Origin of the sequence: Micromonospora siamensis (genome assembly GCF_900090305.1) — a bacterium.
Lineage (GTDB): Bacteria > Actinomycetota > Actinomycetes > Mycobacteriales > Micromonosporaceae > Micromonospora > Micromonospora siamensis.
In genome coordinates this window covers 3043029-3066814 of sequence record NZ_LT607751.1, presented here as the reverse complement: position 1 = coordinate 3066814, position 23786 = coordinate 3043029, and the positions used below count along the sequence as shown (strand labels likewise).

Here is a 23786-nt window from a genome sequence, read left to right as displayed (position 1 = left end):
ACCGGAAGCCGGTCCCGGGCCCGATACCCCGCTATCAGCCGATCGGCCTCGTCGGCTGCCGAAGGTACGCGTCCTGACCGGCGCGGGTGTAGCCGGCCAGCGCCGAGGCGTCCCGGTCCATCGTCATGTCGCAGTTGCCGGCGAAGCTGGTCATGCCCGCCGAGTTGAAGTACACCGCCGCCTTGATCTTCGGGTGGTCCTTCAGCGCCCGGGGGAACTCCTCGAACCAGCGCCGCTTGGCGCCCGGGTCGGCCGGGTTCAGGTTCGTGCCGAACTCGGCGAGCATCCGCGGCTTGCCGGCGCCGATGCCGTGCTCGTCGAGCCAGCGGTAGAAGCCGTCCACCGTGGTGTACGGGCTCTTCCAGGTCGGGTTGCCGTTGCAGGCGTAGAAGTTGTACGGGTCGTAGGCCACCCAGTCGACGTAGCCGTCACCCGGGTAGAGCGCCTGGTAACGGTCGTAGTGGCCGGACCAGCCCATCATCGTCCACACCCAGACGGCGTTGGTGGCGCCGGCTCGGACGAACCGGTCGTGCACGTGCCGCCAGGCCCGCACGAAGTCGGCGTCGCCGCCCTTGGCCGGTGAGTCCTCCGGCTCGTGGTCGAAGCCCATGAAGACGGGGGTGCCGGTGGCCCGGATCCGGCCGGCGACCGCGTCGATCGTCGCGTCGTACCGTCCGCTGTAGACGTCGCTCCAGGTCAGCGTGGTGCCGCTGGAGAAGACGCGGGACTCCCAGGCGAAGAACATCAGCCGGCCGTCGCGCATCAGCTCCTGCTCGTACTGGTCCGGGAAGGCGCCGTTGCTGCCGGTGTTGGAGAAGTCGTGGTAGCGGTGCACGATGTCGAACCGGCGGCCCACCTTGGCCTCGAGGTCGGTGATCGCGCCCCCGTGGTCCCAGCCGTCCTGCGGGCCGGCCGGGGAGTACATGCCCCACCAGGCACCGCAGGAGGGCACCAGCTTGGTCGAGACCCGGCCGCAGCCGGTGCCGGCCGTCGGGCTGGGCGCGGCGACGGTCCGACGCGGGGTCGCGGTCGGGGTGGGGCTCGCCGTGGGCGAGGGCCGCACGGTGGCCGTCGGCGAGGGGGTCGGCGACGGGCTGCGGGTGGGCGACGGCGCCAGCGTCGGCGAGGGTACGGCCGTGGTCGGCGCCGCCGTGCTCGGCACGGTCGTCGGCCGGGCGGCGAGGTCGTAGTCGAGCACCAGTTGGGGCCGGATCGACGAGTCGCGGTTCTCCCGGGACGCCCAGTAGATCCGGTTCGCCAGCCCGGTCTGCTCCAGCGCGATCGTCCAGGTGCCGTTGCGGGTCACCAGGGCGGAGACGTCCCACTCGTTGAAGCCGCGGGCCACGCCGGAGTTGCGGTCCAGCACGGTGCCGGCGGCCAGCGGGGCGGGGCGCGCGGCGGCGGCGTCGAGCCGGGAGACCCGGGCGGTCACCGTGGCGTTGAACTGCTGCCAGGCGTGCACCCGCAGCTTCGCCCGGACATGGGTGGCGTTGGCCGGCAGGGTGGTCACCGCGAAGGCGAGCACCGCCTGCCGGCTGCCGCGGGGATTGCCCTCACACGGTGCGGGGCAGGTCGCCAGGGTCGTCTTCGCGGCGTTGTCGCCGTCCTGGACGACCGTGGTGGCGGTGGTGTCGGCTACTGGGCGCACCGACGCGTCGTCACCGGCCAGCAACGGCATCATCGACGCGGTCAGCCCGATGGCGACGCCGGCGCTGAGGACGCCGAGGACCAGCGCCTTGCGGCGTGGCCCGACGTGGCGGGTGAGGCGGTGCAGTCCGTGCCTGCTCAAGGAGGACCCCCTGGGTCTACTGAGGCGGCGGGGTGGAGCCGTGCCGGAGCCTATCGGCCGGTCACGGTACGCGACCAACCTGACAGCCGGACGTCAACGTTTCTTAAGCGAAGGCTAAGAAAACCGGGGGCGAACGCCCGATTACCGGACGCCACCGTCCCCATGCGACACCCGCTCCGGCAGCCCACCAGCTCAGGGTCGGCGGGCGGCGGCCAGGGCGGCCGCCATCGCGGCCCGGGGCGCCGGCACGCCGGTGAACTGCTCGAACTGGCCGACCGCCTGGGCCAGCAGCAGGTCGAGGCCGGACACAACCGGGCAGCCGGCCGCGGCGGCGGACGCGGCCAGCGGGGTGGGCCACGGGTCGTACAGCGCGTCGAAGCAGACCGTGCCGGGCCGCCAACGCAGCCCGGCGACCAGCGGGTCGGCCACCCCCCGGGGGACGGTGGAGACCACCACGTCCGCTTCGACCCGGGTCGGGGCCGCCGACCAGGGCGCACCGGTCAGCGCGACGCCGAGGGCGGCGGCCACCGGTGCCAGCTCGGCCACCGCCTCGGGACGGCGGGCCACCAAGGTCACCCCGGTCGCGCCGAGCCGGGCCGCCGCCGCCAGCGCCGCCCGGGCGGTGCCCCCGGCGCCCAGCACGGTCACCGTGGCGCCCCGGACCACCCCGGCGGCGGTGAGCACCTCCACCATGCCGGCCACGTCGGTGTTGTCGGCGTACCAGGTGCCGTCGGGTCGGCGTACCAACGTGTTGGCCGCACCGACCGTGGCGGCGACCGGCGAGACCTCGTCGGCCACCGCGAGCGCGGCCTCCTTGCCCGGCATGGTCACCGACAGCCCGGCCCACTCCGGGCCCAGGCCGGCGACCAACGCCGCCAGTTCGTCGGCCGCGCACTCGAAACGGGTGTACGACCAGCCGGTCAACCCGGCCGCCGCGTACCCGGCGTTGTGGATCACCGGGGAGAGCGAGTGGGCGATCGGCCTGCCGACGACCGCCGCTCTCACTGGAACCGGGCGCAGTTGGAACCCGTGAGCACCTTGTTCTGACACATCTTCCGGGTCAGCTCGATGTACTCGGCGTCGTTGCGGCCGTAGCCCATCGTGCCCTTCTTGTCGATGGTCATGAAGTACACCCAGTCACCCGGCGGCGGGTCCATCGCGCCCTTGAGCGCGTCGATCCCCGGGTTGCTGATCGGGGTGATCGGCAGCCCGTCCGAGCCCGGCCCGTGCGTCCGGTACGGGTTCTTGGTGTCGAGGAGCTCACTGCGCTTGAGGACGTCGGAGTCCTTCGGGTCCTTGCCCTGCAACCGCAGCCAGTAGTTCAACGCGCTGTCGATCTCCAGGCAGTGGCAGTGGTAGTTGTCGGTGTAGACCCGGTTGTAGAGCACCCGGGCCACCTTCGGCATGTCCACGTGGTTGACCGACTCGGCCTGCGCGATGGAGGCCGTGATCAGCGCCTCGTACGGGGTGATGCCGCCCCGCTCGGCCTGCACCGTCTCGACGAACTTCATCTCCTCGGTGACGGTGAGGAACTTCTCCACCATGATCGACAGGATCTGCTCGGCGGTCGCCTTCGGCGGGAGCTCGTACGTCGCCGGGAAGAGGAAGCCCTCCAGGCTCTTCGGCGACTTCTTGCCGTCCTTGCGGACGAACCAGGACGCCGGTACGCCCAGCGCGACCGGGTCCTTCGCCGCCGCCTTGAACTCGGCGACCGGGATCTTGGTCTGCTTGGAGAGCTTGTCGTAGATCGCCAGCGTGATCATGCCCTCGGGGATGGTGACCCCGCTGACCAGCCGGTTCTTCGGGTCCAGCAGCATCACCAGCGCCTCGCTGGCCTTCATCTCCTTGCGGACCTTGTACCGGCCGACCTGGATGTTCTTGCTGCGGGAGTTCTCGTCGGCGGCGTTGATGAACGCCTTGACGCTCTTCACCACGCCCGCGTCGTAGAGACTCACGCCGATGTCGGTGGCCGTGTCGCCGCGCTTGACCTCGACCTGCGCCTCCCCGCTGCCCGACCCGGTGTAGTCGGGGGTGACGAAGTGGTTACGGATCCGGTCGAAGCCGACGTATGCGCCGCCACCGATGCCGCCCAGCAGCACCAGCGCCATGAACAGGGCGAAGAAGGTCTTGCCCCGGCCGCTCGACCCGCCGTTGCGTTTCGCGACGAAGCCCCTGCGGTGGCGCCCCTTCTCCCCCCGGTCCGGCTCGTCGTCGAACCCCAGGTCCAGATCGTCGATCATCGCGTCCGCCTCCGCTGTGCTTCCAGCCAGCTCTGCAGGATCTCGACCGCGGCGGCCTGGTCGACCACCGCGCGCTGGCGTTTCCCTCGGACGCCGCGCTCGGCAAGCCTACGAGAGGCGACCACCGTCGACATCCTCTCGTCGGTGAGCGTTACCGGAACCGGCGCTATTACATGGGCCAAACGGTCGGCGTACGCCCGCACGTGTACGGCGGCGGGCCCGTCCTTTCCGGCAAGGTTGACCGGAAGGCCGAGGACCACCTCCACCACCTCGTGCTCGGCGACCAGCGCCGCCAGCTCGGCGATGTCACTCGGCACCGCCTCGGGAGCGGCGGTGAGGTCACGGGCGAGGGTGACCAGCGGCGTGGCGAGCACGCCGTGCGGGTCGGACCGGGCCACGCCGACCCGCACCTGCCCGACGTCCACGCCGAGCCGGACACCTCGGGAGAGCTCACTCAAAACCGGTCACTCCCCCGCAGTGACGAGCCAGGGCGGACCGGGTCGGTCCGCCCTGGGCAATCGGAGAGGTTCTCACGCGTCGGCGATCGCCTTCTCGACCGTGAGCAGCAGGTTCGGCGCCTCGGCCGCGGGCAGGCCGCCACCCTGGGCGACGTCCGGGCTGCCACCGCCGCGACCGGAGAAGGCCGCCTTCACCAGGTCGTTCGCGGCGAGGCCACGACCGCGGGCCGCCGCGTTCACGGCCACCACCAGGGACGCCTTGCCGTTCGACCGGGCCGCCACCGCGACCACCGCCGGCCGGGCCGGGTCGATCTTGCCGCGGATCTCCTGGGCCAGGGTCCGCACGTCGTTGCCGGCCGCGCCCTCCGGCGCCTCGGTCCCGACGTACGCGACCCCGCGCACGTCCTTCGCCTGCTGCGCCAGCGCCGCCGCGCCACCCAGCACCAGCTGGGCGCGGAGCTTCTCCAGTTCCTTCTCGGCGTCGCGGAGCTGGGTCACGGTCTGCTCCACCCGCTCGCCGACCTGCTCGCCCGGCACCCGGAACAGCTCCGCCAGCCGGGAGACCAGCAGGTGCTCGCGGGCCAGGAAGCCGAACGCGTCCATGCCGACCAGGGCCTCGATCCGCCGGACGCCGGAGCCGACCGACGCCTCGGAGAGGATCTTCACCAGGCCGAGCTGGGCCGACCGGGCCACGTGCGTGCCACCGCACAGCTCCCGGGCGTAGTCGCCGACCTCGACGACCCGGACCCGCTCACCGTACTTCTCGCCGAACAGCGCCATCGCGCCGATCCGGCGGGCCTCCTCCTGGGTGGTGATGAAGGCGTGCACCTCCAGGTCGGCCAGGAGCACCTCGTTGACCTGCTGCTCCACGTCGTGCAGCACGCTCGGCGCCACCCCGGTCGGGGTGTTGAAGTCGAACCGCAGCCGGCCCGGGGCGTTCAGCGAACCCGCCTGGGTCGCCGACTCGCCGAGGAAGTTGCGCATGGTCTGGTGCACCAGGTGGGTGGCGGTGTGCGAGCGGGAGATGGCCCGCCGCCGGGACGCGTCGATCTCGGCGTACCCGGTCTCCCCGGCGCGCACCTCGCCGCGCAGCACCCGCGCCCGGTGCACGATCAGACCCGGCACCGGCTGCTGCACGTCGAAGACCTCGACCTGCCCGCCGCCGACCGTGATCAGACCCTGGTCGGGCTGCTGGCCACCGCCCTCGGCGTAGAACGGGGTCACGTCGAGCACCAGCTCGACGGTGTCCCCCTCGACCGCCGCGCCGACCGCCGCGCCGCCGGACATCAGCGCCCGGACCCGGGACTCCCGGTTCAGCTCGGTGTAGCCGGTGAAGAGCACCTCGCCGCCGTCGTCGAGCACCGACCGGTACGCCGACACGTCCGTGTGCCCGGTCTTGCGGGCCCGCGCGTCGGCCTTGGCCCGATTGCGCTGGTCGGCCATCAGCCGGCGGAAGCCCTCGGCGTCGACCTGGAGCCCCTGCTCGGCCGCGATCTCCAGGGTCAGGTCGATCGGAAAGCCGTAGGTGTCGTGCAGCTGGAACGCCTTGTCACCGGAGAGCGCCGGCCTGCCCGCCGACTTGGTCTCGGCGATCGCGGTGTCCAGGATCGTCGTCCCGGAGCGCAACGTCGCCAGGAACGCGTCCTCCTCGGCGTACGCGTACTGGGAGATCCGGTCGAACTCGGCGGACAGCTCCGGGTACGACGGGGACATGCAGTCCCGGGCCACCGGCAGCAGCTCGGGCAGCGCCCGGTCCTGCCAGCCCAGCAGCCGCACGGCACGGATCGCCCGGCGCATGATCCGGCGCAGCACGTAGCCACGCCCCTCGTTGGAGGGGGTGACGCCGTCGCCGATCAGCATCAGGGCGGTACGCACGTGGTCGGCGATCACCCGCAGCCGGACGTCGTCCGGGTGCGACTCGCTGGCCACGTGGCCGGAGTGGGCACCGTACCGCTTGCCGGTCAGCTCGGCGGCCTTCGCCAGGATCGGCCGAACCTCGTCGATCTCGTAGAGGTTGTCGACGCCCTGGAGGATGGAGGCCATCCGCTCCAGCCCCATGCCGGTGTCGATGTTCTTGGCCGGCAGCTCGCCGACGATCCGGAACTCCTCCTTGCTGCGGACGTCGGCGATCTCGTACTGCATGAAGACGAGGTTCCAGAACTCCATGTAGCGGTCCTCGTCGACCTCCGGACCGCCCTCGCGGCCGTACTCCGGGCCGCGGTCGTAGAACAGCTCGGAGCACGGGCCGGCCGGGCCGGGGATGCCCATCGACCAGTAGTTGTCCTTCTTGCCCCGGCGCACGATCCGCTCGGCCGGCACGCCCACCGAGCGCCAGATGGCGAACGCCTCGTCGTCGTCGAGGTAGACGGTCGGCCAGATCCGCTCCGCGTCCAGCCCGAAGCCACCCTCGGCGACCGGCTTGGTGACCAGGTCCCAGGCGAACGGGATCGCCTGGTCCTTGAAGTAGTCACCGAAGGAGAAGTTGCCGTTCATCTGGAAGAACGTGCCGTGCCGGCTGGTCTTGCCGACCTCGTCGATGTCCGGGGTACGAATGCACTTCTGGACGCTCACCGCGCGGCTGTACGCCGGCTTCTGCTGGCCGAGGAAGTAGGGGACGAACTGCACCATCCCGGCGTTGACGAACAGCAGGTTCGGGTCGCTGATGGCGGGCAGCGGAGCGGACGGCACCACGGCATGGCCGTTAGCCTCGAAGTGGGCGAGGTACCGCCGCTTGATCTCCGCCGTCTTCATCGCTGGTGCTCCTCCGGAAAGATCTCTCGGTCGCCGATGCGCGGGTCCTCGCGCAGCTCGGCGAACTTGTCGTCGAACGCCTCGCCACGGGCGAACGCGGCGTTGATCTCCTGCTCGCGCTCGGCCATCCCGACCCGGACGTCCTCCACGAAGCTACGCAGCGACTCGATCAGGCCGCCAGCGGATTCCGACAGGCCGCTCGCGATGCCGGCCGGCGTGTACGCCTGGGCGGTGCGGGTGGCCTTGCGGACCACCACCACGCCGACGGCCAGACCGATGCCCAGCCAGAACAGTCGCCTCATGTTCCCAATCCTCCTGCTCGCGCCGACCGGGTCAGCGGTTGCCCCGCCTGGCGGCCCGACGCTGCTGCTTGATGGTGTCGCGCACCTCACGCTCGGTCTCGGCGTTGCGGCGGGCCGCGGCGGCCTTGCGCACGCCGTAGCCGAACGAGGCCACCTTCACCAGCGGGTTGGCCGCGGCGGCGGAGACCACCGTCGCCAGGTTCGCCACGTTGGCGGTGACGTTCTGCGCGTGGGAGGTCATGGTGTCCACCTTGGCGAGCTGGAGGTTCACCCCGTCCAGCGAGGTCTGCACCTGCTCCAGCGCCACGTTGACGTTCTTCACCGTGGTGTTGACGTCGCCGAGCAGCGGCGTGGTCCGCTCGTTGAGGTCGGTGATCATGCGGGTGGTCGCGTCCACGGTGTGTCGCAGCCGCAGGATCGGCACCGCCAGCACGAGCACCAGCATCAGGAACGCGCCGGCCGCGATCAGCGCAGCGATCTGTCCACCATCCACGCCATGTCCTCCTCAAGCAGGGTTCTGAGGACCGGACGTCCTCGGAACACGCGACCGTCGTACCCGCGCCGGCGCCCGGCCCGCGATCGACCGCGAGCGGGTGGCGGGGTGCGCCAGCCCCAGACCCTACCGTCCGTGATGAAAAGCGGCTCAGGACGGTGAAGGTGTCAGTTCCCCGAGCGGATCGTCGGTGATGGTGGGGAACGGATCCTCACCGGTAAGTGACGGATCGGTGCTCGGTTGTGGCCGGGTCCGCTCGTCGTCGATCGCGTTGCGCACCTTCACCGACACCAACGATCCGGTGCACTTGCCCGCAGCGGGCTTCGCCACGGGCGACGGCGGGATCGCCGGCTCGCCGTTGACCGGCGGCGGTACGCAGGTCGGCTGGCGTACCCACAGGTCGAGGGTCAGCTCGTCGCGGCGCCAGCAGGTGTAGCGCCCCTTGGCCGGCTGCTCGGGGCACCGGGTGACCTTCCACGGCTGCCAGCCTGCGTCGGTCAGCGCCCGCTCGTAGACCTGGGCGGTCTCCTTCGGTGGGCGCTGCGACTCCACGGTGCGCTCCCGCAGCCGGCAGTCGAGCAGGCACCAGCGGCTGCCGCTGACGTCGTCGACGGTCTTCGTCGCCGCCCAGTCCGGCACGCCGAGCTGGTCGAGGGAGTCGAAGACCGGGTCGTGGGCCAGGGTGCGGATGCCGAAGTAGAGCGGCACCGCACCGAGGACGACCAGGCTGACCAGGGCCAGGATGCCCATCCGCAGGCGCCGGCGTTCGCGGATCCGGCGGCGCAGCTCGGAGCGGGCGCCCCCCGCCGGGGAGGCGTCGGTGGCGTCCGGTCCGGCGCCGGGTCGCAGCGGCGGGCCGCTGGTCGGGTCGGGTCGTGGGTCGGCCGGGTCGACGGGGCCGACGGCGACGGCCGCCCGGGCCACCGCCGGCGGCTCGGCGGGACGCGGCACCGGGACGCCGGCCCGCGCGGGCTGCCGGTCGTTCGGGTCGACCGGTCCGTTCGGCGCGCCGGGCGCGGATCCGGGTCCGTGCGGACCGGTGACCGTGCCGGCCGGACCACCGGCCGGTGCGCCGGGGCCGCTCACCGGGGTCGCCGCTCCGGCGGGCCGCGCGGTGGCGCTGGCCGCCACCGAGGGCGCGGTCACGGCGGCGCGGGCCACCGGGGGGCGGCCCGGTCGCCGGTCTGCGTCGGCCTCCGGTCGGGGCACCGGGCCCCGGCCGTCACCGGGCATCGGCCCGGCACCGGGATCGTCGGCGCCCGCGCGGGCCGGTCCCCGGGGCGGGTCGACCGGTGGCTGGCCGGGACGGGCCGCGCCGTAGACCGGCCAGGGCGCCGACGGGCTGGCCGGACGGGCCGAGCCGCGCGGCGCGGCGGGGGCCTCGGTCGGCGGTTCGACGGTGGCCCGGGCCACTCCCGGCGTCCCGGTGCCGCCGCCGGAGCGGGCGGTTCCGCGCTGCTCCGTCCGGTCCGGCGCCGGCGGGCGACCGGCGACCGGCCGTTGGCCCGGGGCCCGCCCGGAGCGATCCGCGGCGCCGGTCACCGGCTCACCGGGGCGCGGCGGCTGACCCGGGGGCTCGGCGCGGCCCGGCGCGCCGGAGACCGGCCGCGCCTCGCCGGCCGGCGTACCTCGACGGGCGCCGGGGCCGGCCGGAGCGGCCGGGCCGGAACGGCCGGCCGCCGGCATGGCGGGATCGGTGTGCGGGGTCCGGCCGGCCTGGCGCAGCCAGTCCGCCGGGCGCTGCGGGCGCTCGGCGGCCGCCTCGGTGGCGGCCCGGTCACCGGTCGGCGGGTTCACCGGCCCGGCGGCCGGACCGCGGCCGGACGCGGGCCCGGACCGGGCCGCCGCGGACGGCAGGGGTGGAGCGTTGCCGGAGCGGGGCACGACCGGGGCGTCGTCCTCGGCGGCCCGCCGTCGTCCGACGCGCGCGCCCGGCGCGCCGGCGCCGGTCCGACCGGTCGGCTGCCGGTCGCCGCCGTCCCGGACGGTCGGTCCCTGCTGCGGGGCGCTCGGGTCGACCGGCGGACGGGCTCCACCCCGCCGGCCGGGATCCGTCGCGCCCGTTGGCGTACGCGTTCCGCCTTCGGCACCTCGCCGAGCGGGGTCGGTCGGTGGCTGGACGGGCGGCCCCGGGTCCCGTCGGCCAGGGTCGGTGCCGTCGCCCGGCGGCCGGCTCAGCGGCCGGGCGCGGCCGGCCCGGCGGGCGGGGTCGTCGACGCCGGCGACCGGGCCGGCCGGTGGCGGCACCCGACCGGGCTGGGTCGGCTCGCGGCGCGGCGGACGGGACTGCGCCGCGGCGTCCACGGCACGGCGGGGCGGCTGCGGGCCGGTCCAGTCGTCCGGACGGGCCGGCGAGGGCACCGGTGCGCCGCCGTGGCCGGCGGGCGTGGCGTCCCGGCGCGGCGCCGACCCACGGGAGGGCCCGGCGGGCGGGCCGGCGGCGGGCTGGACGGCACCCGGCGGAGGCACCGCTCCGGGTCGCGTGCCCGGCGGAGGCACCGCCCCGGGTCGCGCGGCCGGCGGCACAGCCGCTCCGGGTCGGGTGGCTGGTCCGGGTCGACCTGACGGCGCAGAGCCGGGAGTCGGCTGGGCCGGCGGGGAGCCCGGGCCGGACGGCCCCGAACCCGGGACCGGCCGAGCGGCGGGCGGCCCACCCGGCGCCGGCCGGGCCGAGGGCATACCCGGGGCGGGGCGCACCGGCGGTACGGCCGGCGACGGCACCTGACCGGGGCCACCGGCCGGAGCACCGCCGGGGCCCAGCTCTGAGCGCTCCTGCTTGGCCGTACGGAGGTCGTCGATCCAGCCGAAGTCCTCGCCGCCCGAGGTGGCCTCCGGCTCGGCGTCGGACCGGCCCCGCCCCCAGCGGCGGCCCTTGGCGCGGGCGTCCCGCCGCTCCTCCGGGCCGTCCTCCGGTCGCTCCGAACCACGAGGATTCACTGCTGAGCCTCCCTGGCGGCGTCCGTGCCGCCGTCCTCCGCCGAGCTGGCGTTCTCCGCGTCCGGCGAGCGCCGGCCGGACCCCGGTGCGGCCGGTTCCGGCCGTGCGAGTGGTGCCACTGGTTCCGGCCGGGCCGGTGGCGCCGGCAGTCCGCGCACGATCCGGCGCAGCACCGGCAACCGCGCGGCGACGGACCGTTCGGCGCCGTGCCCGCTGGGGCGGTAGTAGTCCGCCCCGACGAGGTCGTCCGGAGCGTACTGCTGGGTGACCACCCCGCGCTGGTCGTCGTGCGGGTAGCGGTAGCCCGTGCCGTGCCCGAGCCCGCGGGCGCCGGCGTAGTGCGCGTCGCGCAGCCCGCGCGGGACCGGGCCGCCCCGACCGGCGCGTACGTCGGCGATGGCGGCGCCGATCGCCGTGGTCGCCGAGTTGGACTTCGGTGCGGTGGCCAGGTGGATCACCGCCTGGGCGAGGTTCAGCTGGACCTCGGGCAGGCCGACGTACTCCACGGCGTGCGCGGCGGCGGTCGCCACCGACAGCGCGGTCGGATCGGCCATCCCGACGTCCTCGCTGGCGAAGATCACCAGTCGACGGGCGATGAACCGGGCGTCCTCCCCGGCGACCAGCATCCGGGCCAGCCAGTGCAGCGCCGCGTCGACGTCGGAGCCGCGCATGCTCTTGATGAAGGCGCTGGTCACGTCGTAGTGGGCGTCGCCGTCGCGGTCGTAGCGCACCGCGGCGACGTCGACCGCCTGCTCGGCGGTGGCCAGGTCGATCACGCCGGCACCGAGCGCCTCGGCGGAGGCGGCGGCCGCCTCCAGCGCGGTGAGCGCCTTGCGGACGTCACCACCGGCGAGGCGTACGAGGTGCTCCTCGGCCTCGGCGGCCAGGGTGAGCGCGCCGCCCAGGCCGCGCCGGTCGGCCACCGCGCGGCGCAGCAGCCCGCGTACGGCGTCGTCGTCCAGCGGTTGGAGGGTGAGCAGCACGCACCGGGACAGCAGCGGGGAGATGACCGAGAAGTACGGGTTCTCGGTGGTGGCCGCCAGCAGGGTGACCGTCCGGTCCTCCACGGCGGCGAGCAGCGAGTCCTGCTGGGTCTTGCTGAACCGGTGCACCTCGTCGATGAACAGGACGGTCTGCGCGCCGCCGGAGCGGCGCTGCCGGCGGGCGGTCTCGATCACCGCCCGGACGTCCTTGACCCCGGCGTTGAGCGCCGACATGGCGACGAAGGTGCGATCGGTGGCCTGCGCCACCAGGTGGGCGATGGTGGTCTTGCCGGTGCCGGGCGGCCCCCAGAGGATCACCGACATGGGCGCCCCGCCGCCGACCAGCTGGCGTAGCGGCGCCCCGGGTGCGAGCAGGTGTCCCTGGCCGACGAGCTCGTCGAGGCTGGCGGGACGCATCCGGACGGGCAGGGGCGAATCGGCCTCGACCGTGGCGAAGTCGGCGACACCACCGGCGTCCGCGGGGGCGCGCTGCGCTCCGGCGGGTTCGCCGAGGGAGAAGAGGGTGTCGGACTCCATCACGAAGACATTACCGGGCCCGGCCCGCGGCGCGGGAATCGCGCCACCGGCCGGGCCCATGGTGATCGGTTCCGGTCAGCCCCGGCCCGGGCGCCGGCCCCGGTACCAGCGGCCACCCCCACCACCACGCGGGCCCGAGCCGACCCCGGCCAGGTAGAGCGAGAGCAGCAGCAGGCCGAGCACCATCAGGGTGTGCACGTTGAAGAGATCGGGTGCGCCGAAGTTCGTGTTCATGAAGTCGATCAGCAGCGCGAAGCCGAACACGATGGCCGCGAGAATGGCGAGCATGGAAGGTCCTCCGGTGGGGGGGTACCAGTAGGTCGGCGCGGGATGTACCCAATCGGTCCGTCCGTCAATCTCCACCGTGGACCGGCGGTGGCGGGGTCGACCGTCGGTGGTCGGTTCGAGGGGCGGCCGGGCGCCGCGCCGGGCCGGTTCTACGCTGGGTGGATGATCAAAGCCGACCAGGTGCTGGCGGGCCGGGACGCCGTGCTGCGCGCCACCGGCCATCACCCGTACGCCCGGCACGCGCTGGCCCGGGGCGACGAGCAGCGCGGTTGGCTGCGCGACGGCGCGGTGGTCTGGCTCGCGCCGCCCGGTGTCTGGCCGGCGGCCGGGGCGGTCGGTCCGGCCGCCCCGGCCGCCGACCTGCTCCGCGACCTGTACGCGGCCGGCGACCTGCCCGCGGGTGTCCGGCTGCCGCTGCCCCGCGCGATCGTCGACGAGCTGGCCGACCGGCTGCCGCTGACCGTGCTGACCAGCTGGGACTACCTCTTCACGACCACCCCGCCGCCGCACCGCAGCGGCGAGGAGCGGGTGGTACGCCTCACCGGGGCCGACCACCCGGAGCTGGCCGCGCTGATCGAGGAGTCCTTCCCGACCAGCACCTCCCGCCCGGGCGACGCGCACATCGCCGACTGGTACGGCATCCGCGACGGCGACCGGCTGGTGGCCTGCGGGGCGGACCGCAGCCGGGGCGACGTCGGCTTCCTGGCCGGCCTGACCGTTGACCGGCGGCGGCGGGGGCAGGGGCTGGGCGCGGCGCTCACGGTCGGGATGGCCCGGGCGCTGTTCGCCCGTTACGACCAGGTGGCGCTCGGCGCCTACCTGGACAACGTGGGGGCGATTCGGTTGTACCGGCGGCTGGGCTTCACCGGCACCGTGGAGTTCAACTCGGTGCAGCTCGACTGAGCCCGCGTCCGCGTCACGACACCGGCGCACCGGCCCGACCTGCCACGGTGGGGTCGGCCGAGGTGGCCGGGGCCTTCCGGGCGGCCCGCCAGGCCGGCAGGTAGAGCGGGGCGGCCACGGCCAGCACCACCGCGCCGACCAGCATGGCGAGGCTGACGCTGGTGGCGTCGGCCAGCGCGGTGAGCGCCACCATGCCGATCGCACCGCCGGGCTGGGACATCATCGAGTTCAGCGACAGCACGCTGGTCCGGTACGGGCCGTCGACCTGGCGGTGCAGCAACCCGTAGTGCAGCGGGTTCGACGCGCCGTGCACCGTGTAGCAGGCCAGGTAGGCGATCAGCACCCCGACCGGGCCGGCGAGCAGCGCCATCCCGACCACCGTCGCACCCTGGAGGATCCGCAGCAGCCCGGCGGCCGGCGCGGCGCCGAACCGGCGCAGCAGGAACGGGGTCAGCGCGGCGCCGGCGGCGTTGGCCAGCCAGGCCGCCGAGCTGGCCGGGCCGAGCAGGGCGGCGGCCCGGTCGGTGTCGCCGACCACCTCGGCGAGACGGACCGGCAGCAGCGACTCGAAGGTCACCATGCCGAATCCCCAGAACAGTTCGACGGCGACCAGGGCGAGCAGCACCCGGGAGCGGCGCAGCAGGCCGAGCGCCTGACCGACCATCCGGGGCGCCTCGACCACGGAGGCGCGCAGCGCGGCGGCGCCCCGGGCGGGCCGGGTCTCGCGGAGCAGGACCAGCAGGGCGACCAGCGACACCGCCTGGAGCACGATGGCGACCAGCACCGGCAGGGTCAGCGCGCTGACCGGGCCAACGGGTCCCAGCGCGATCAGACCGCCGCTGAGCAGCGCGCCGGCGCCGATGGCCAGGCCGCTGACCGTACCGGCCCAGCCGAGGCCGCGTTCGTACCGGGCGTCCGGGTCGGCGGCCAGGGTGGCGTCGACGTACCAGGACTCCAGGGGGCCGCTGTCCAGCGCCCGGTAGATCCCCTGCAGGGCCCAGACCAGGAAGAAGAGCCAGAACGAGTCGGCCACCGCGAACAGCACCAGGGAGGCCAGGCCGACCGCCCAGGCGGTGGCGAGCACCGGCTTGCGGCCCAGCGCGTCGGCGAGCCCGCCGGTGGGCAGCTCCAGGGCCAGCACGACCAGGCCCTGTGCGATGGCGACCAGGCCGATCTGGGACAGCGTGAGGCCGCGCTCCCGCATCAGCAGGATCATCACCGGGATCACCAGGCCGCTGGGCAGCCAGCGCAGGCCGTAGAGGGTGAGGTAGCGCAACCGGACCTGGCGTACGGACAGGGCGCTCACGGCTTCTCCTCGGATCGGGGCGGCTCGGTCGGCTGCAACCCGGCCAGCAGCGGAAACGCGGCTATGTAGAGCTGCACCTGCTCGGCGCCGGGCTCGGTGGGGTCGGACTCGTCGCGGTAGCGCACGAGCAGCTCCCAGATCTCCGACTTCAGCGCCGCCAGTCGGGCGGCGGGGATGGTGAGGAAGGCGTCGCCGATGCCGAACGCGTCCCGCCAGTCCGGCGACCACTGCTGTCGCTGGGCGAACCACTTCTCGGCGTGCTGGGCCAGGTAGCGGAACTGGTCGCCCTCGATCCATTCGATCGCGGCCCGGGAGTCCGGGTCGTCGTCGAAGTCGCTGGGATCCCAGCTGGTCACCTCGTGCGCGGCGCGCCAGAATCGCTGCCGGCCGGTGCCCAGCTGCGGATCCTCGACGACGAGGCCGACCTCGGCGAGCTGCCGTAGGTGATAGCTGGTAGCTCCGGTGTTGGTGCCCAGCAGTTCGGCCAGGCTCGTCGCGGTGAGGGGGCCCTGCACCCTCAGCGCCCCCACCACGCGCATGCGCAGCGGGTGGGCCAGGACCCGGACCTGCCGGTGGTCGAGTCGAACCGTGCTCGGTTCGGGTCGCGTCTGCGTCTCATCGTTCGCCACACCCTGCACAATATCTTTGCACACTTTCTATGCACAAGAGTTGTGCATAGAAAGTGTGCAGCAGTCGGAAAGTGGACGCGGTGACTTAGCCGAGCAGTTCGCCGACCCCGCGCAGCCGGGTCCGCAGCAGGGCCACGGCGCGGGAGGAGTCCAGGCGTACGTCGGTGGGGCGGCGCAGGCCGGCGGCGAGCGTGGTCGTCGTCTTCAGGCCGGTCGGGTCGATGCCGAACCGGTGGGCCACCAGCAACCCCAGCTCCGCCCGGCTGACCGCCTCCGGACCGGCCACGTTGAGCAGGCCGGCGTGGTCGCCGGGCACCAGCTCCAGCACCGCGGCCGCCAGGTCGGTCACGTCGAGCGGGCAGCGCAGCTCGTCGCTGAAGAGCACCGCCCGCCCGGCCAGGGCGTCCCGGCAGAGCTGGATCTGCTTGCTCCCCTCCCCCAGGATCAACGAGGTACGCACCAGCACCGCCGTCGGGTCGATCGCCCGCACCGCCGTCTCCGCCGCCGCCTTCGCCGCGCCGTACGCGTGGATCGGCGTCGGCACGTCGTCGTCCAGGTAGGGCGTCGGCCGCCCGGCGTGCAGCGCGTCGCTGGACAGGTGCACCAGCCGGGCACCCACCTCCGCGGCGGCGTACGCGATGTGCGCCGCCCCGTCGGCGGTGACCCCCCAGTCGTCGTACCGGTAGGGGGTGGCGACCACGGCGTCGGGGCGTACCCCGGTCAGCAGCCCGCGCACCGCGGACCGGTCGGTCACGTCCAGCCGGCGGGCCTCGACGCCCGGCACCACGACCGGATTTGAGTGGTACGTGCCGACCACCCGCTGTCCCGCCGCGACCGCCTGCCGGCACACCTCGGCGCCCAGCAGACCGCTGGCCCCCACCACGAGCAACGTCATGACGTCTCTCCCCCGAACGACGAACGGCCCGCGTCATCATGACGCGGGCCGTTCGGTGAGGCCAGGGATCAGACCGGGTCGGCCACCGGGGCGGCCGGGCCGGCGGTGCCGGCGTGCGGGCCGGTCGGCGCCTTCGGCTTGGCGTCGATGCCCGCCTCGGTGCGCTGCTGGCCGGTGATCGGCGTCGGCGCGCCGGTCAGCGGGTCGAAGCCACCCCGGGTCTTCGGGAAGGCGATCACCTCACGGATCGAGTCCGCGCCGGCGAGCAGCATGCAGACCCGGTCCCAGCCGAACGCGATGCCGCCGTGCGGCGGGGCGCCGTACTTGAACGCCTCCAGCAGGAAGCCGAACTTGTCCTGCGCCTCGGAGGGGGTGATGCCGAGCAGGTCGAAGACCCGCTGCTGCACGTCACCCCGGTGGATACGGATCGAGCCGCCGCCGATCTCGTTGCCGTTGCAGACGATGTCGTACGCGTAGGCCAGCGCGCGGTCGGGGGCCTCCTCGAACCGGTCCACCCACTCGGCGTTCGGCGAGGTGAACGGGTGGTGCACCGCGGTCCAGCCGCCCTCGTCGGTGCGCTCGAACATCGGCGCGTCGACCACCCAGCAGAACGCCCAGGCGGACTCGTCGATCAGGTTGGACCGCTTGGCGATCTCGATCCGGGCCGCGCCGAGCAGCTCCTGCGCCTCCCGGGTGTTGGCGCTGGCGGCGAAGAAGACCGCGTCGCCCGGCTTCGCGCCGACCGCGTCGGCCAGCCCGGCCAGGTGCGCCTCGGAGAGGTTCTTCGCCACCGGGCCGCGCGGTGCGCCGGTCTCGGCGTCGAGCACCACGTAGGCGAGGCCCCTGGCGCCGCGCGCCTTGGCCCAGTCCTGCCAGCCGTCCAGCTCCTTGCGGGTCTGCGCCGCGCCGCCCGGCATGACCACCGCGCCGACGTAGCCGCCCGCGTCGATGGCGCCGGCGAAGACCCGGAACTCGGTGCCGCGCAGGTAGTCGGTCAGCTCGGTCAGCTCCACGCCGTAGCGCAGGTCCGGCTTGTCCGAGCCGTACCGGGCCATCGCGTCGTGCCAGGTGATCCGCGGGATCGGCCGGGTGATCTCGTGACCGGCCAGGTCCTTCCAGAGCGACGCCACGATCGCCTCACCGAGGTCGATCACGTCGTCCTCGGTGACGAAGGACATCTCGATGTCGAGCTGGGTGAACTCCGGCTGCCGGTCGGCCCGGAAGTCCTCGTCCCGGTAGCAGCGGGCGATCTGGTAGTACCGCTCCATGCCGCCGACCATCAGCAGCTGCTTGAACAGCTGCGGGGACTGCGGCAGGGCGTACCAGCTGCCCGGCTGGAGGCGGACCGGGACCAGGAAGTCGCGGGCGCCCTCCGGGGTGGAGCGGGTCAGCGTCGGGGTCTCGATCTCCAGGAAGTCCCGCTCGTGCAGCACGGTGCGGGCGAGCTGGCTGGCCCGCGAGCGCAGCCGCAGCGCCTTCGCCGGGCCGCTGCGCCGCAGGTCCAGGTAGCGGTACTTCAGCCGGATGTCGTCGCCGGCCTCGACCTGGTCGTCCACCGGCAGCGGCAGCGGGGCCGCCTCGGAGAGCACCTCCAGCTCGCTGGCGGTCACCTCGACCTCGCCGGTGGGCAGGTCCGGGTTCTCGTTGCCCTCGGGCCGGCGGGTCACCTCACCGGTCACCTTGACGCAGAACTCGTTGCGCAGCGCGTGCGCGTCCTCCTCGCGGAAGACGACCTGCACCACGCCGGAGGCGTCGCGCAGGTCGACGAAGATGACACCGCCGTGGTCGCGCCGGCGGGCCACCCAACCGGCGAGGGTCACCGTCGAGCCGGCGTCCGCCGCGCGCAGGCTTCCGGCATTGTGGGTACGGATCACGGCTTGCGTCTCCTCGTCTGCTGCTATGTCTTCCCTCCGCATTCTGTCAGGGCGACCCGCGCCGATTCCCGGGCACCCGCAGCACCACCTTCCCACCTGCCTCCACCGGCCCGACCGTCGCCGACGGTGGTCACATCCGCCCGGTCCACCCATCCCTCCCTCCGCCTTTGCTCTGCTGCAATCCACGCAACAGTTGCTCAGCGCAACGGCCCGTCCGACTCGCCCTGCTCGTAGAAACAATGACGGCGCAGCTCATGGCCGTGTTGCGTCCGTTGCAGCAGAGCAAAGGAGGCGAGGACGGCGGGGTGGGACGGGCCGGTGGGTCACGCTGCGTGGCGAGCCCGATGTTGGCCCACTGTGACCGCACTGGTACACCGATGCGGCGCGTACGGTGTGCGGGTGCGCGTCGTACCCCCGTGGGCCCTGATCTCCGCCGCGACCGCCCCGACGCTGCTGATCGGCGGTTGGACGCTGGCGGCCGCCCGCCAGCCCGGCGGCTTCGATGCGGTCACCGGCACGATCAGCGCCCTCGCCGGGCACGACGCGACCGACCGGTGGATCATGACGGTCGCGCTGGCCGGCCTCGGCCTGTGCCACCTCGTCACGGCGGCCGGGCTGCGGCCCGCGCGCCCGGCTGGCCGGGCGCTGCTCGCCCTCGGCGGCGCGGCCACCCTCGCGGTGGCGGCCCTGCCGCTGCCGGCCGGGGGTGGCTCGTCGGCGCCGCACGCGACGGCCGCCGCGGTCGCGTTCGGCGCCCTCGCGCTCTGGCCGGCGCTCGCCGTCGCCGGCCGCCGCGCGCCCGACCGGGCCGCCGGACTCTCCACCGGCACGGGTACGACCGCAGCGGCGGCGCTGCTGCTCCTGGTCGGCTGGTTCACCGTCGAACTGGTCGGCGGCGGCGACCGGATCGGCCTCGCCGAGCGGCTGGCGGCCGGCGCGGAGGCGCTCTGCCCCCTGCTGGTGGTGCTCCGGCTGCGCCGGGCGCGGTGTTGAGAAGGGGCCCCTGCTCTACCGAATGCATGCCGACGGTCTGCATCCAGGTGCCGATGTTGCTGGCCAGCACGGCGAGCCAGAGGCTGCGGAAGGCGGCGATCCGCAGCGGCGCCCACGCGGACGCTTCGGCGGTCTGTTTCTCGGAGGCGCTCACCGCCGGGAACGTACCCCGGCGCGGGCCGCCCAGTCCCGGGTACGCGCAACGGGCCGCCGGTCACCCGGCGGCCCGCTCGCGAGGGGTGGATCAGTAGACGCTCACGCCGTAGACGCTGAGCACCTCGGTGACCGGCTGGAAGTAGGTGGTGCCGCCGGAGGAGCAGTTGCCGCTGCCGCCGGAGGTGAGGCCCAGGGCGGTGCTGCCGGCGAAGAGCGAGCCGCCGCTGTCGCCGCCCTCGGCGCAGACCGTGGTGCGGATCAGGCCGGAGACGCTGCCCTCGGCGTAGTTCACGGTGGCGCCGGTGGCGGTCACCGTGCCGCTGTGCACGCCGGTGGTGCTGCCGGACCGCTTCACGGACTGGTTGACGTACGCGTTGCCCGCGGTGGTGATGTCCTGGTAGCTGCCGTTGTACAGGTAGACGTTGCCGGGCTGGGTGGTGGTCTGGTTGCTGTACCTGACGATGCCGTAGTCGTTGCCCGGGAAGCTGGTGCCGGCCCGGGTGCCGAGCAGGGTGGTCTGGCTGGAGTTGGAGTACCAGTTGCTGCCCAGGTTGGTGCAGTGCCCGGCGGTGATGAAGTACTTGGTGCCGGAGCTGCTGCGGACGTTGAAGCCGAGCGAGCAGCGGTAGCCGCCGGTGTAGATGGCCTGGCCGCCGGAGATGCGCTTGCTCAGCACGCCACCCTCGGAGACCAGCCGCACGGCGCCGTTGGCGCGGGCCGCGGCGGCCTTCACCCTTTCCAGCTTGGCGCCGGTGACGGTGCTGTCGTAGGAGACGACGACCTGGTTGGTGGCCGGGTCGGTCCACCAGGCGGTACCGGGGATCTTGGCCGAGCGCTCCAGCTCGGCGGTGGCGCCGGCCAGCTGCGCGGCGCCGCGGGTGACCAGCTTGGGGGTGGCGCCGGCGGCCCGGACCTGGCGGGCGGCGGCGGCGTCGGTGACGGCCACGACCATCTTGCCACTGGCGTCGGCGTACGTGCCGGCAGCGCGGTCGCCCAGCTTGGCAGCCAGGGTGGCGGCGGCGTCGGGGGACGCGGCTGCGGCGGGCGCCGCCTGGGCGGGGGCGCCCAGCAACGAGCCGACGACCAGGGTTCCGGCGACGGCGGCGGTGACGGCGCGGCGGAGCGATGACCTCGTGGGTCGCATGTAACAGCCTCCCGGGTGGGGATGGGGGCCCGGCCGTTCGGCCGAGCCTCGGGCTACCCGACCGACCTGGGGAACCGGACGAGTGACCAAAGTATTCATACATTTAAGATCGTGAGCAAGACCTCTGTTTGCCCGAATTCACCCGGGAGTCCCATGTAACCGGTCCGCAACATTGTGGACAACGACGCATGTCCATACGCTGAGGTCACCCCTGCTTCCCGGCACCCGCGATCCGGAGGCCACCATGACCCTCGTCCGACGCGCGCTCGCCACACTCGCCGGCGCCACCGCCCTCGTCCTGCTCGCCGCCGGCCCCGCCCCGGCCGCCACCACACCCCCGCCCAACTCGATGGCCAGCATGGGTGACTCGATCACCCGCGGCTTCAACGCCTGCGGCTGGTACTCCGACTGCACCTCCCGGTCGTTCAGCACCGGCGACTACTCCAGCGTGAACAGCCACTACCTGCGCATCCGGGCGGTCAACCCGACGATCCAGGGCCGCAACTACAACGACGCGCGCACCGGCGCCAAGTCCGCCGACATGTACGGCCAGGCTGGCAGCGCGGTGAGCCAGGGCGCCGAGTACGTCACGATGCTGATCGGCGCGAACGACGCCTGCACCGGCTCCGAGTCGACGATGACCCCGGTGAGCACCTACCGGGCCAACATCGACAGCGCGCTGAACCGGATCAAGGCCGGCCTGCCCAACGCCCGGGTCGCGGTGATCAGCGTGCCGGACATCTACCGCCTGTGGTACGTGGGCAAGGGCAGCAGCAGCGCCCGGTCCACCTGGTCGCTCTTCGGGATCTGCCAGTCCATGCTGGCCAACCCCACCTCCACCAACCAGACCGACGTCGACCGGCGGGCCCGGGTACGCCAGCGGGTGGTCGACTACAACACCCAGCTCGCCCAGGCCTGTGCCGCGTACGGCGCGAACTGCGACTTCGACGACAACGCGGTGTTCAACTACCCGTTCGCCCTGAGCCAGGTCTCCACCTGGGACTACTTCCACCCGAACACCAGCGGCCAGGCGGTGCTGGCCACCATCTCGTACGCCAGCGGGTTCGGCTGGTAGTCAGTCCTCCACGGCGGCGCGCGGGCGGTCCCCGTCCGCGCGCCGACGCGCGCCCGGCCCCGGCCGGGGCACCACGTCGCGCGGGGTGCCCACCTCGTGCCCGGCGGCGCAGCGCAGCTCGACGTGCACCTCGGCGCCGCAGTCGCGGTGCCCGACGCTGAGCGGCGAGCCCTCCGGGTCGGCCAGGTAACGGTCGCCCCAGCCCAGCACGGCGACCAGCACCGGCCACAGGTCCAGCCCCTTGTCGGTGAGCCGGTACTCGTGGCGCTCGCGGGCGCCCGGTTCGCGGTACGGCTCACGGCGCAGCAGCCCGTGCTCGACCAGGGTGGCGAGTCGGTTGGTGAGCACCTGCCGGGGGATGCCGGTGCGCACCCGCATGTCGTCGAAGCGGCGTACGCCGTTGAAGACCTCGCGGAGCACGACCAGCGTCCACCGCTCGCCGAGGATCTCCATCGCGCGGGCGATGGTGCAGTTCTCCACCGACCAGTCCAGTGCCGCGGGTCTCATGCCGACCAGGCTAGGTCTGATTGACAGACTCAGCAATGCGCTGCCAGGCTGGGTCCATGACACAGACGCAGGACCCGGCGCGCAGCCGTACCTTCTCCTGGTCCGACCCGGCGGCGGGGGCGGCCCACGTCGGTCGGCGCGGCGGCCTGGAACTGCTCCGCGCGATGATCGCCGGAGAGCTGGCCGCCCCGCCGATCATGCACCTGATCGACATGGCTCGGATGGAGGCCGACGAGGGGCGGGTCGCCGTCGAGCTGGTGCCGCAGGAGTTCCACTACAACCCGCTCGGCACCGTACACGGCGGGGTCATCTCCACCCTGCTGGACACCGCCGCCGCCTGCGCCGTGCACACCACGCTGCCGGCCGGCGTCGGCTACACGTCGCTGGACCTCAACGTGAAGTTCCTCCGCGCGGTCACCGTGGCCAGCGGCACCCTGCGCTGCGAGGGCAACGTGCTGCAACGCGGCCGGCGCACCGCCCTGGCCGAGGCGAGACTGACCGACGCGAAGGGCCGCCTGATCGCCCACGCCACCTCCAGCTGCCTGCTCTTCCCGCTCGACACCCCCGCCTGAGGCGTCAGCGGGCGGCGGCGAGGCGGGCGGCCCGGGCGGCGCGCTTCTCCTCGAAGCGGGAGGCCGCGGTCTCCAGCGCGTCGAGGTGGGCGGCGATCTGGTCGCGGGCGGCCTCGCCGTCGGCGTCCAGGCCGGTCACCTCGAACACGTTCCACTGCCGCAGCACCGGAGCGACCACCTCGTCGCGGTGCTGGCGCAGGTCGTAGATGCCGGCCAGCGCGATCGCCACCGACTTGCGGGCGAAGCCGTCGATGCCGGCGCCCGGCATCTGGAAGTCGGCCAGCACGTCGGCCACCGCCCGCATAGCCTGGCTCGGCGCCAGCTCGAAACCGGCCGCGAGCAGGTTGCGGTAGAAGACCATGTGCAGGTTCTCGTCGGCGGCCACCCGGGCCAGCAGCGCCTCGCACGCCGGGTCGCCGGTCACCCGGCCGGTGTTGCGGTGCGAGATCCGGGTCGCCAGCTCCTGGAACGAGACGTACGCCAGGGAGTGCAGCACCTCGTCGCCGTGCGCGTTGACGTAGCCGGCGGACATGTGGGTCATCCGGGCCCGCTCCAGGGCCACCGGGTCCACCGCCCGGGTCACCGTCAGGTAGTCGCGGATGGCGGTGCCGTGCCGGCCCTCCTCGGCGGTCCACCGGTGCACCCAGTTCCCCCACGCGCCGTCCCGACCGAAGAGGGTGGCGATCTCGTGGTGGTACGAGGGCAGGTTGTCCTCGGTGAGCAGGTTGACGATCAGCGCGGTACGCGCCACGTCGGGGATGGTCGAGTCGGTCTCGGCCCACGCCTGCCCGCCGAGCGGGCCGTCGAACGTGCGGCCCTCGCTCCACGGCACGTACTCGTGCGGGAACCACTCCTTGGCCATCGAGAGGTGCCGGTCGAGGTTCTTCTCCACCACGGCTTCGAGTTCCAGGAGCAGGGCGGTCTGGCTCAACGGGGCGGTCATCGGTTCTCCCT

22 protein-coding genes are annotated in these 23786 nt (G+C 73.6%); 4 read left to right on the top strand and 18 right to left on the bottom strand.

What is annotated here, in order from left to right; genetic code table 11:
• Nucleotides 1–34: 34 nt before the first annotated feature.
• The 10 genes from GA0074704_RS14085 to GA0074704_RS14040 form a co-directional block, all read right to left on the bottom strand.
• On the bottom strand, nt 35–1789 hold the full coding sequence (locus GA0074704_RS14085; protein WP_088970937.1) for a CBM96 family carbohydrate-binding protein: 1755 nt from the start codon (nt 1787–1789) through the stop codon (nt 35–37).
• Nucleotides 1790–1981: 192 nt separating this feature from the next.
• The gene (locus GA0074704_RS14080) at nt 1982–2794 is read right to left on the bottom strand and encodes a shikimate dehydrogenase (RefSeq protein WP_088970936.1); all 813 of its coding nucleotides are present in this window, start codon (nt 2792–2794) and stop codon (nt 1982–1984) included.
• Nucleotides 2791–4029 (bottom strand): endolytic transglycosylase MltG, encoded by a 1239-nt coding sequence (gene mltG / locus GA0074704_RS14075; RefSeq protein WP_088970935.1) that lies wholly within the window; start codon nt 4027–4029, stop codon nt 2791–2793. The genes GA0074704_RS14080 and mltG overlap by 4 nt, the downstream gene beginning before the upstream one ends.
• Complete coding sequence (gene ruvX / locus GA0074704_RS14070) at nt 4026–4487, bottom strand: Holliday junction resolvase RuvX (protein ID WP_088970934.1); 462 nt, start codon at nt 4485–4487, stop codon at nt 4026–4028. The genes mltG and ruvX overlap by 4 nt, the downstream gene beginning before the upstream one ends.
• Before the next feature lie 72 nt (nt 4488–4559).
• Nucleotides 4560–7238: an alanine--tRNA ligase gene (gene alaS, locus GA0074704_RS14065; protein WP_088970933.1), complete on the bottom strand. Its 2679-nt coding sequence runs from the start codon at nt 7236–7238 to the stop codon at nt 4560–4562.
• A complete protein-coding gene (locus GA0074704_RS14060) occupies nt 7235–7540 on the bottom strand; it encodes a hypothetical protein (RefSeq protein ID WP_088970932.1) in 306 nt (101 codons plus the stop codon). Before GA0074704_RS14060 ends, alaS begins: the two co-directional genes overlap by 4 nt.
• 31 nt (nt 7541–7571) lie before the next feature.
• Nucleotides 7572–8033 carry a DUF948 domain-containing protein gene (locus tag GA0074704_RS14055; protein ID WP_088970931.1) on the bottom strand — a complete coding sequence of 154 codons (462 nt, stop codon included), beginning with the start codon at nt 8031–8033 and terminating at the stop codon, nt 7572–7574.
• 150 nt (nt 8034–8183) lie between these two features.
• Nucleotides 8184–8882, bottom strand: a complete 699-nt coding sequence (locus tag GA0074704_RS14050; RefSeq protein WP_088973673.1) for a hypothetical protein — start codon at nt 8880–8882, stop codon at nt 8184–8186.
• Between the two features lie 2084 nt (nt 8883–10966).
• Nucleotides 10967–12490 (bottom strand): replication-associated recombination protein A, encoded by a 1524-nt coding sequence (locus tag GA0074704_RS14045; protein WP_088973672.1) that lies wholly within the window; start codon nt 12488–12490, stop codon nt 10967–10969.
• A 75-nt stretch (nt 12491–12565) separates the two neighbouring features.
• Nucleotides 12566–12778, bottom strand: a complete 213-nt coding sequence (locus tag GA0074704_RS14040) for a hypothetical protein (protein WP_088970930.1) — start codon at nt 12776–12778, stop codon at nt 12566–12568.
• A gap of 162 nt (nt 12779–12940) precedes the next feature.
• On the opposite strand from GA0074704_RS14040, the gene GA0074704_RS14035 reads away from it, so the two are divergent.
• Nucleotides 12941–13681, top strand: a complete 741-nt coding sequence (locus GA0074704_RS14035; RefSeq protein WP_088973671.1) for a GNAT family N-acetyltransferase — start codon at nt 12941–12943, stop codon at nt 13679–13681.
• Nucleotides 13682–13694: 13 nt separating this feature from the next.
• On the opposite strand, the gene GA0074704_RS14030 is transcribed toward GA0074704_RS14035, so the two are convergent.
• From GA0074704_RS14030 to aspS, 4 genes are all read right to left on the bottom strand, one after another.
• A complete protein-coding gene (locus tag GA0074704_RS14030) occupies nt 13695–14987 on the bottom strand; it encodes an MFS transporter (RefSeq protein ID WP_088970929.1) in 1293 nt (430 codons plus the stop codon).
• Complete coding sequence (locus GA0074704_RS14025; RefSeq protein WP_088970928.1) at nt 14984–15616, bottom strand: ArsR/SmtB family transcription factor; 633 nt, start codon at nt 15614–15616, stop codon at nt 14984–14986. Before GA0074704_RS14025 ends, GA0074704_RS14030 begins: the two co-directional genes overlap by 4 nt.
• 85 nt (nt 15617–15701) lie before the next feature.
• On the bottom strand, nt 15702–16511 hold the full coding sequence (locus GA0074704_RS14020; protein ID WP_088970927.1) for a sugar nucleotide-binding protein: 810 nt from the start codon (nt 16509–16511) through the stop codon (nt 15702–15704).
• A gap of 68 nt (nt 16512–16579) precedes the next feature.
• Nucleotides 16580–18385: an aspartate--tRNA ligase gene (aspS, locus tag GA0074704_RS14015; RefSeq protein ID WP_088970926.1), complete on the bottom strand. Its 1806-nt coding sequence runs from the start codon at nt 18383–18385 to the stop codon at nt 16580–16582.
• Between the two features lie 399 nt (nt 18386–18784).
• Between aspS and GA0074704_RS14010 the strand changes: the two genes are divergently transcribed.
• A complete protein-coding gene (locus GA0074704_RS14010) occupies nt 18785–19378 on the top strand; it encodes a DUF998 domain-containing protein (RefSeq protein WP_157743673.1) in 594 nt (197 codons plus the stop codon).
• Here GA0074704_RS14010 and GA0074704_RS29895 read toward each other — a convergent pair.
• Together GA0074704_RS29895 and GA0074704_RS14005 are read right to left on the bottom strand one after the other, a co-directional pair.
• Nucleotides 19260–19532, bottom strand: a complete 273-nt coding sequence (locus GA0074704_RS29895; protein ID WP_157743672.1) for an MFS transporter — start codon at nt 19530–19532, stop codon at nt 19260–19262. The two genes, GA0074704_RS14010 and GA0074704_RS29895, sit on opposite strands and share 119 nt — an antisense overlap.
• A 90-nt stretch (nt 19533–19622) precedes the next feature.
• On the bottom strand, nt 19623–20678 hold the full coding sequence (locus tag GA0074704_RS14005) for a S1 family peptidase (protein ID WP_088970924.1): 1056 nt from the start codon (nt 20676–20678) through the stop codon (nt 19623–19625).
• Between the two features lie 244 nt (nt 20679–20922).
• Between GA0074704_RS14005 and GA0074704_RS14000 the strand changes: the two genes are divergently transcribed.
• Complete coding sequence (locus GA0074704_RS14000) at nt 20923–21753, top strand: SGNH/GDSL hydrolase family protein (protein ID WP_088970923.1); 831 nt, start codon at nt 20923–20925, stop codon at nt 21751–21753.
• On the opposite strand, the gene GA0074704_RS13995 is transcribed toward GA0074704_RS14000, so the two are convergent.
• Nucleotides 21754–22260, bottom strand: a complete 507-nt coding sequence (locus tag GA0074704_RS13995) for a winged helix-turn-helix transcriptional regulator (RefSeq protein ID WP_088970922.1) — start codon at nt 22258–22260, stop codon at nt 21754–21756.
• 56 nt (nt 22261–22316) lie between these two features.
• Between GA0074704_RS13995 and GA0074704_RS13990 the strand changes: the two genes are divergently transcribed.
• On the top strand, nt 22317–22832 hold the full coding sequence (locus GA0074704_RS13990; protein ID WP_088970921.1) for a PaaI family thioesterase: 516 nt from the start codon (nt 22317–22319) through the stop codon (nt 22830–22832).
• Nucleotides 22833–22836: 4 nt separating this feature from the next.
• Here GA0074704_RS13990 and GA0074704_RS13985 read toward each other — a convergent pair whose 3' ends face one another.
• Nucleotides 22837–23775, bottom strand: a complete 939-nt coding sequence (locus tag GA0074704_RS13985) for an acyl-ACP desaturase (RefSeq protein ID WP_088970920.1) — start codon at nt 23773–23775, stop codon at nt 22837–22839.
• Nucleotides 23776–23786 lie beyond the last annotated feature (11 nt).

Bases quoted from the DNA above. Each gene is read 5' to 3' on its own strand.
- GA0074704_RS14045 (WP_088973672.1), bottom strand. From the start codon at position 12,490: ATGGAGTCCGACACCCTCTTCTCCCTCGGCGAACCCGCCGGAGCGCAG.
- GA0074704_RS14000 (WP_088970923.1), top strand. From the start codon at position 20,923: ATGACCCTCGTCCGACGCGCGCTCGCCACACTCGCCGGCGCCACCGCC.
- GA0074704_RS14005 (WP_088970924.1), bottom strand. From the start codon at position 20,678: ATGCGACCCACGAGGTCATCGCTCCGCCGCGCCGTCACCGCCGCCGTC.
- mltG (WP_088970935.1), bottom strand. From the start codon at position 4,029: ATGATCGACGATCTGGACCTGGGGTTCGACGACGAGCCGGACCGGGGG.
- GA0074704_RS14035 (WP_088973671.1), top strand. From the start codon at position 12,941: ATGATCAAAGCCGACCAGGTGCTGGCGGGCCGGGACGCCGTGCTGCGC.
- GA0074704_RS14020 (WP_088970927.1), bottom strand. From the start codon at position 16,511: ATGACGTTGCTCGTGGTGGGGGCCAGCGGTCTGCTGGGCGCCGAGGTG.
- GA0074704_RS13990 (WP_088970921.1), top strand. From the start codon at position 22,317: ATGACACAGACGCAGGACCCGGCGCGCAGCCGTACCTTCTCCTGGTCC.
- GA0074704_RS13985 (WP_088970920.1), bottom strand. From the start codon at position 23,775: ATGACCGCCCCGTTGAGCCAGACCGCCCTGCTCCTGGAACTCGAAGCC.
- GA0074704_RS14040 (WP_088970930.1), bottom strand. From the start codon at position 12,778: ATGCTCGCCATTCTCGCGGCCATCGTGTTCGGCTTCGCGCTGCTGATC.
- alaS (WP_088970933.1), bottom strand. From the start codon at position 7,238: ATGAAGACGGCGGAGATCAAGCGGCGGTACCTCGCCCACTTCGAGGCT.
- GA0074704_RS14060 (WP_088970932.1), bottom strand. From the start codon at position 7,540: ATGAGGCGACTGTTCTGGCTGGGCATCGGTCTGGCCGTCGGCGTGGTG.
- GA0074704_RS13995 (WP_088970922.1), bottom strand. From the start codon at position 22,260: ATGAGACCCGCGGCACTGGACTGGTCGGTGGAGAACTGCACCATCGCC.